7 protein-coding genes are annotated in these 6,909 nt (G+C 67.6%); 6 read left to right on the top strand and 1 reads right to left on the bottom strand.

All coding sequences use genetic code 11. From position 1 onward, the window contains the following. Positions 1 to 589 precede the first annotated feature (589 nt). The 6 genes from GLA29479_RS10415 to GLA29479_RS10390 all read left to right on the top strand — a co-directional run bounded on the left by GLA29479_RS10415 (position 590) and on the right by GLA29479_RS10390 (position 5,966). Positions 590 to 2,845, top strand: coding sequence for a hypothetical protein (locus tag GLA29479_RS10415; RefSeq protein WP_057971523.1), 2,256 nt, complete (start codon positions 590 to 592; stop codon positions 2,843 to 2,845). 48 nt (positions 2,846 to 2,893) lie between these two features. Beyond that, positions 2,894 to 3,298: a hypothetical protein gene (locus GLA29479_RS10410; RefSeq protein WP_057971522.1), complete on the top strand. Its 405-nt coding sequence runs from the start codon at positions 2,894 to 2,896 to the stop codon at positions 3,296 to 3,298. Beyond that, positions 3,295 to 4,020: a hypothetical protein gene (locus GLA29479_RS10405; RefSeq protein ID WP_057971521.1), complete on the top strand. Its 726-nt coding sequence runs from the start codon at positions 3,295 to 3,297 to the stop codon at positions 4,018 to 4,020. The genes GLA29479_RS10410 and GLA29479_RS10405 overlap by 4 nt, the downstream gene beginning before the upstream one ends. Before the next feature lie 104 nt (positions 4,021 to 4,124). After that, a complete protein-coding gene (locus tag GLA29479_RS10400; protein ID WP_031371092.1) occupies positions 4,125 to 4,448 on the top strand; it encodes a RebB family R body protein in 324 nt (107 codons plus the stop codon). A gap of 140 nt (positions 4,449 to 4,588) precedes the next feature. Beyond that, complete coding sequence (locus tag GLA29479_RS10395) at positions 4,589 to 4,924, top strand: RebB family R body protein (RefSeq protein ID WP_031371093.1); 336 nt, start codon at positions 4,589 to 4,591, stop codon at positions 4,922 to 4,924. A gap of 268 nt (positions 4,925 to 5,192) precedes the next feature. After that, positions 5,193 to 5,966 carry a Crp/Fnr family transcriptional regulator gene (locus tag GLA29479_RS10390; RefSeq protein ID WP_081930655.1) on the top strand — a complete coding sequence of 258 codons (774 nt, stop codon included), beginning with the start codon at positions 5,193 to 5,195 and terminating at the stop codon, positions 5,964 to 5,966. 33 nt (positions 5,967 to 5,999) lie between these two features. Here GLA29479_RS10390 and GLA29479_RS25745 read toward each other — a convergent pair whose 3' ends face one another. Then, entirely contained in the window at positions 6,000 to 6,848 is an 849-nt protein-coding gene (locus GLA29479_RS25745) for an arylesterase (RefSeq protein WP_082638508.1), read from the bottom strand. Between the last annotated feature and the right edge of the window lie 61 nt (positions 6,849 to 6,909).

Below are 6,909 nucleotides of genomic sequence, written 5' to 3'. Positions count from 1 at the left end.
GTCGACTCCTGCGACGCCGCCGCCCTCGCCGCTGGCCGCGGCGCGCAGCCTGGCGGTCGCCAAGAGCGTCGATCCGCCGACGCCGGCCCCGCCGCCGACCGACGCGCTCAATCAGCAGATCGTCCAGGCAGTGCAGTTCACCAACGCCGAGACTGCGTCGTATGCGCCGTCGCAGATCGCGACCGGGCCGGACATGATGATCAGCCAGGCCGCCGGCCTGGTGGCGCAATCGGCCGCGGCCTACTTCGACGGTGCCAGCAAGATCGCGCTGGCCAGCCAGGGCATCCTGATGCGGCAGATGACCCAGGACCTGGTCGACAACCACCCCGAGAAGGCCGCCGCCGATGCGCTGGGTATTCTCGCCACCGACATCCTCATGGGCGCGGCCGCCGCCGTTGCCGCCGCCGCCGGCGCGATGGAAGCCGAGTCGGCGAGCTTCGCCATCGACCGCATCGACTCGAGCATCGCCAAGTACTCCTCGCTGCTGCAGAACCGCAAAGGCAGTTGATCGCCGCGTCGTCCTGCGCGGGCGTGAACGCACGCCCGCGCCGGTCCGCCGTCGCCGCACCGCACCCACAGGACCCGGGTCATGGCTTATTTCGCCTTGCCGTCGCTGACATTGCCGAGCTATCGCTTCGACTACCACAGCCGTTTCGCCGGCATCCTGCCGGTCGAAGATGCGGCGTCGGTGGCCGGCGACGCGCTGCAATTGCCGGTCGCGTACAAGGTGCAGGGCCGCGACGGCACGGTCGAGGTGCAGACCACGGTCGCCATCGCCAAGGGCCAGCAACTGTCGTTGGCCGCGGTGTTCGGCGGTGGCGAAGCCGACGACGCCCAGGCCGGTCGCGGCGCGGTGTCCTTGTTTCTCAAGGCGTTGTTGTGGATGGAGGAGGGCAATCCGCTCGCCAGTCTGGCCGCCAGCGGCCATCGCGCGCGCTACGAGCGCGGCGAATGCATCGCCGAGAACCTCTACATCGCTTGCCTCTGCCTGACCCGTTGGTTGGGCCTGAACCTGCGCCGCGGCGTCGCCGCCACCGATCCGGTGCTGTACAAGACCGTGCGCGGCGCGCTCGAAGCCCTGGTCAAGGGCGCGAAGCCGAACACCTCGACGACGCTCGACCAGCTGATGCCGGCCTTGCGTTACTTCAACCGCAAGATCTACAGCGCCGGCAGATACACGCCGTTCGACGATGCCTGCCGCGCACGCTCGTTCGCGATCAAACAGCTGCGCGCCGAACCCGATGGCGAAACACGCTATCTGCAGTGGATGGCGATGAGCCTGCGCTATCTCGAACAGCAGGGCGTCGCCCATGTGCAGACGGCCATCGGCGAGGACGAGATCCATGCGGCCAATGCGGTCGTGGCGAGCTACAACCAGGCCCGCCAGACCCAGTACAAGCTGCTGGCGCGGACCGCGGCGGTCTACGCCGGCGCGCAGGCGCTCGAACGCGATCTGAGCGCCAGGATCCTGCCCTTGTTCGAAGACCCGAGCCTCGGCGAGGTGATCGGCATCGACCTACCCGGCAGCGAGAACCGGGGCGGCCACTACGCCGAGTTGTTCGCGTTTCTGACCGCGCAGCTACAGATTCAGCCGAGCCCGGAACTGACCCGTTTCTTCGGTGCCGGCGCGGGTGCGCGGGCCTTGCAACTGACCAACCACATCCAGTGCGGCGAAGTCGCGGGCGTGTCTTCGGACAATCGCTCGGCGATCGGCTATGCCATGGCCTACTCGTTGCGGTTGCCGGCGACGGCTTTCTATCGCGCGTATTCGGATTATGTCTTCGCCTGCCTGGCAGCGGCCAAAGGGCGTCAGGCCGAGGATGCGCGCGACAGCGCAGGTACGCCGCCGCATCGGGCCCACGACGTCTCGGGATTGTTCGACGAGATGTTCCGCAACGACAGCCTGACCTGCGACGGCCTGATCTTGCGCCGCTACGACGTCGCCAGCGCGCGCACGCGCGAGCGGGTCGACTTCGTCGGCAAACGCAACATGATGGCCTTGTGTGAATCGCTGGATCTGCCCTCGTCGGAGCAGGGCCCGAGCTATTACGAGCTGCTGACCGCGAACGCCGGCCTGTTGGGTTTCCGCCTCGGCCATGCCTGCCACTACCGCAGCTTCGTCGCCGCCAAGTACCCGTTCATCGCCTTCGACACTCACCTGGGCGGCCATGCGATCGCCGGCGCGCCGGGATGGTTCGCTTCGACCGGGGGCGGCCTCGACGGCTATGTCGACACCGACCTGCTGCGTGTCGCGAGCGACAGGCTGATGTTCACCGGCCTGCAGGCCCTGAGCGCCGCGCAGATCGCCCAACTCATGAGCCTGGTGCGAGATGCCGCGACGCTGGCCGATCTGTTCGTCGCCGGCAAGCCGGTGATCCAGGAGCAATTGGCCGCGGCGATAGCGCTGATCGCCAGCGTCGCCAATCTCGACCGCGCCTATGCCGCATTCCAGGCCTTGGTCGAGGCCCTGGCCGGCGACAGCAGCGTGCGCAGCGTCTGGTTCGCGGCGTTGAGCCGGGTCCTGAACCTGTTCATCAACTGGCGCTCCTACCTGCTCGGCTCGGATACGCAAGGCCTCGAACACAGCGATATCCAGGACGAATTCCTGCGCACGATCGTGCTGCTGGCCTACGACCTGATGCCTTTCGAGGCCTCCGCGTCGAGCCAGGGCAACGTCGGCGCGCAGTTGCAACAACTGGTCGCCAGCGTGTCGGCCGCCTACTGGCAGGTCACGGTCGGCCCGCTCGCGGGCTTTGCCGGCACGCGTCAGATCACCGCGTCGATCGCCGGATACAAGGCGCCGGCGTCCGTCGTCACCGTCACGCGCAAGCCCAGCCCGGCCTGATCGGCGACCGCATTGCGTATCGCATCCCTTGTAAGACCGGAGTTCGCAATGGACGAGAATCTGCATTACCTGCTTCACGAGGAACTGGAAGGTCTGTTCGATCTGCCGGCGGTCAAGGCCGCGCAAGCGGCATCGCAACAGGCGGTGGAAGTGGCCGTATCGGCGGCGCACGCCGCATCGAGCGAGGCGATGGCGCACGCGCTCGCACCGGCATCGGCGCCGCCGGTGGCGCCGGCGACCGCGCCGGTAGCGGATCCGGAGCCGCCGGCCGGGCCGGCCGCGGACGGCGACGAGCTGATCGAGCGCTTCCTGCGCCCCGACGTGCTCGAAGCGCTGACGAAACTGGCCGGGGTGTCGCCCGAGCAGGTTCTGACGGCCTTGGCCAAGCTGGTCGGCGTGCAGCCCCAGCAGGTGCTGAGCGCGCTGGTGAAGCAGTTGGGAGCGCAGCGATGACCGCCGTTTCCCCCGATGCGACCTTCGCCAGCGCAGCGGCCGTCAACGGCGCCGCGCTCAATGGCGCGGCGATGAGCCGAACCGCCGCCGATCCGATCCGCACCGAACTGGATCATCACGTCGGTCTGCTGGCCTTCCACGTGCTCGGCCGCGAACTCAGCGAAGGCGAACGCGTGCAGGTGAGCGCGGCGCTGGATGCGATCGACGCCGATTCCAAGGCGCGCGCAGCGGCGCCGGCCGGCGCGCCGACGGTCGGGCAGCTCGGCCGTTCGCAGGCCGGCAACCTGATTGAATCCGGCCGCCAGCGCATCGAGGACGTGATCGAACAAAGCCTGCGCCGCACCCAGGCGACAGTGCGCAAGGATGCGCGCGCCGAGCGCGAAGCCGAAGCGGCGGTGCTCGGCGCGGTCGAACGCGCCACTTCGCTCGACGATCTGCGGCCGCCCAAACCGCCGCCGGGCAGCGCAGGCGGCGCCGCCGGCGAGCGGCCGATGATCGCGCAGATCGCCGATCAACTCGCGCACCTGGTCCAGATCGAAGTCGAGGCCTGCTTCGACAAACAGTTCGGACCGCTCGCCAAACAATTGCAAAGCGTGATCGACGCCGCGAAGGACAACGGCCTGATCCCGAAGAGCCAGGATTCCGCGCCATCGGACGAGTCGCGTGCCGATGCGGAAAACAGCGGGAATCCCGCTGCAAAACCCGATCGGGACAACAACTAAAACACGCCGCCAAGGCGCCAGCATCGGCTTCACAACGCGATAGATGACTCGTTCTTCCAACACGTACGGCATCGGCCGTACTTCATCCCTCCAAGGAGTTCAACATGGCTTTCCCTACCGCCGTCAACGATCAAATCACCGATGCCGTCACCCAGTCCAACGTCAAGGTCATCGGCGAGGCGCCTGCCTTCGCGATGGGCTCGATCTACCAGTCGATGGCCCACTCGACCGGCATCCTGTTCGAGAACGCCGTGTCCGCGCAGCAGCAGCAGAACACGCTGGCGCAGGCGGCGGCCAATCAGGGCGTGATGCAGATCTACAGCCTCGACACCACCGCCGCCGCCGGCGCGACCGAAAAGATCGCCCAGACCGGCGTGTCGGACAACCTGACCAGCCTGCTGACCGTGCTGCGCGCGTTCAAGCCGTAATCGGTTCGATTCGCATACCACGCAGCCGTTCGGGCCTGACCGCGACGGTCAGGCCGCAGATGCCGGTCCGCGCTCGCGCTGAGCCGGGCCGGCATCCGGGCTCATTCGCTTTCCAGTAATCGCCAACCGAGGATTTCTTCATGGCCTTTCCCACCGCAGTCAACAACCAGATCACCGACGCCGTCACCCAGTCCAACGTCAAGGTCATCGGCGAAGCGCCGGCCTTCGCCATGGGCTCGATCTTCCAGGCCGCTGCGCACTCCACCGGCATCCTGTTCGAGAACGCGGTTTCCTCGCAGCAGCAGCAGAATTCGCTGTCGCTGGCCGCCGCCAACCAGGGCGTGATGCAGATCTACAGCGTCGACACCACCGCCGCCGCAGGCGCCACCGAGAAAGTCGCCCAGACCGGCGTGGCGGATAACCTGACCAGCCTGTTGACCGTGCTCACCTCGTTCAAGCCGTCGCCGTACGCGTAATCCGCAAGGGACACGATGCCGGGCCGCTGCTGGCGCCGGCATCGTACCGGCTCCTGCGTGCCGGGTTCGCGCTGGCGGCGCCGCAACGGCGCCGCACCTCGACACAGCTCGATCGACGGATCTCGCCGCTCGCCGCAGGCTCCGAACGCAGACGATCCACAGGGGGCGTTATGCAACGTGCCATCGGCCGCATGCGCGGCCATCATGATCGCGGCCTCGTCGCCGCCCGGACTTACGCAACCGCCAGCTCGGGCACGCGGCCGCCCGTATGTGCGTGACACTCGAAGACAACATCGCCGTGCGCCGGCGCCGCTGGGGCCTGGATCGCTGCAATCTCCTGCGCGGTTTGCCGGCGACGCTGCTGGAACACATCGCCCGTCATTCCACCGAACTCAATCTCGAAGAAGGCGATGCGCTGTTCTTCAAGAACGACTCCAGCGACTTCCTCGCCTTCGTCATCCACGGACGGATCTACAAGCTGCTGTACGGTCCCGATGGCCAGGAGCTCATCGTCGACACCATCGAAAGCGGCGAAACGGTGGACGAAACGCCGTTGCTCGACAACCACTCGCATACCTTCACTGCGGTGGCCTACAGCCCGACCCGCGTGCTGTTGCTGTCGCGCCGCCACTTCCCGAGCCTGACCGCTGACCCGGCAGTCATCGAACGTGCCCATGCCTCGTTGTGCATGCGCTTGCGGCAAGCGGTGGAAAGCCTGGAGACGATGTGCCTGCATCGCCTCGAGTCGCGTCTGGCGAGGTACCTGCTGTCGCTGATGCGATCGCAGACGCGTCCGCGCGAGGACAGTTTCGAGGTCGCCCTGCCGCCGACCCAGAGCATCCTGGCGGCGATGGTCAATGCCAGCCGGCCGAAGTTGAACGCGCAGTTGCAGACCTGGCACCGCAGCGGCCTGGTCAGCCGCAAGCGCAACATTCTGCGCATCAACGATATCGACCAGTTCCGCTGCAAGGCCTATCTCGGACGCGATGCCGAGAAGCCGCACGCACGGGCCCGTTCGACCGCGGCCCGCCACAGCGCCTGAGGCGGACGCCTTCGCGCCCGCTTTAATCCGCAGCTACTTCAACATCGGCCCGAGCCGAGCCCACACGTGATCGCGCAGCTTCGGCTGCGCGCTCGCGATCGGGTGCAGGTTGTCGGCCTGGAACGCGGCGCGGTCGAGGGCGATCGGTTCGAGCAGGAACGGCAGCAGGACGGTGCCGTGCTGGTTCGCCAGTTCGCGGAAGTTGCGCTCGAAGCCCAGTGTGTACTCCTTGCCGAGGTTCGGCGGCATGCGCATGCCGATCAGCAGCACCTGCGCCTTGGCCGCCTTGGCCGCGGCGATCATGCGTTCGAGGTTGGCCCGGCTCTGCGCCAGTTGCAGTCCGCGCAGGCCGTCGTTGGCGCCGAGTTCGATCACCACGACGGCCGGACGGTTGCGCTGCAGTTCGCCGGCGATGCGCGAGGCGCCGCCGGCGGTGGTTTCGCCGCTGATGCTGGCGTTGACCACCTTCCAGCCGGGCTTGGTCTTGGCGATGCGCTCGGCGGTGAGCGCGACCCAGCCTTGCGAGGCGGCCAAGCCGTAGCCGGCCGAGAGCGAGTCGCCCATGAACAGTACGGTGCGCGCGGTTTTGGCGGTCGGTGCGGCGGCTGCGGGTTTGGCCGCGGCCCGCGGGGCGGTCGCCGGTTGCGCCTGCAGCGGCGCCCATGCGGTCGCCAGCACGGCCACGGCCAGCAGCGCGGCGCGGGCGCCACGACCAACGGCCCATTGAACGCGGCCCGACGATGCCGCATATCGTTCCTTCCGGGCTGCGAAATCGCCGGCGGGGCCGCGGGCGCGGCCCGGGGCGGTGCGCGCGACGGTGGCGCTCGCGTCGTCGCGGCCCCGGAAATCGAGGCTCTCGCGGTTGCAGTTCTTAAAACTCATTTAATAACGTCTCCCGAAGATACGGCGAGGCAAGCAGACAGGACGATCATGGCAGCTTCCA

The sequence above is a fragment of the Lysobacter antibioticus genome (assembly GCF_001442535.1).
Taxonomy (GTDB): Bacteria; Pseudomonadota; Gammaproteobacteria; order Xanthomonadales; family Xanthomonadaceae; genus Lysobacter; species Lysobacter antibioticus.
The sequence above is the reverse complement of the archived record's forward strand: the minus strand, read 5'-3'. Positions and strand labels throughout refer to the sequence as shown.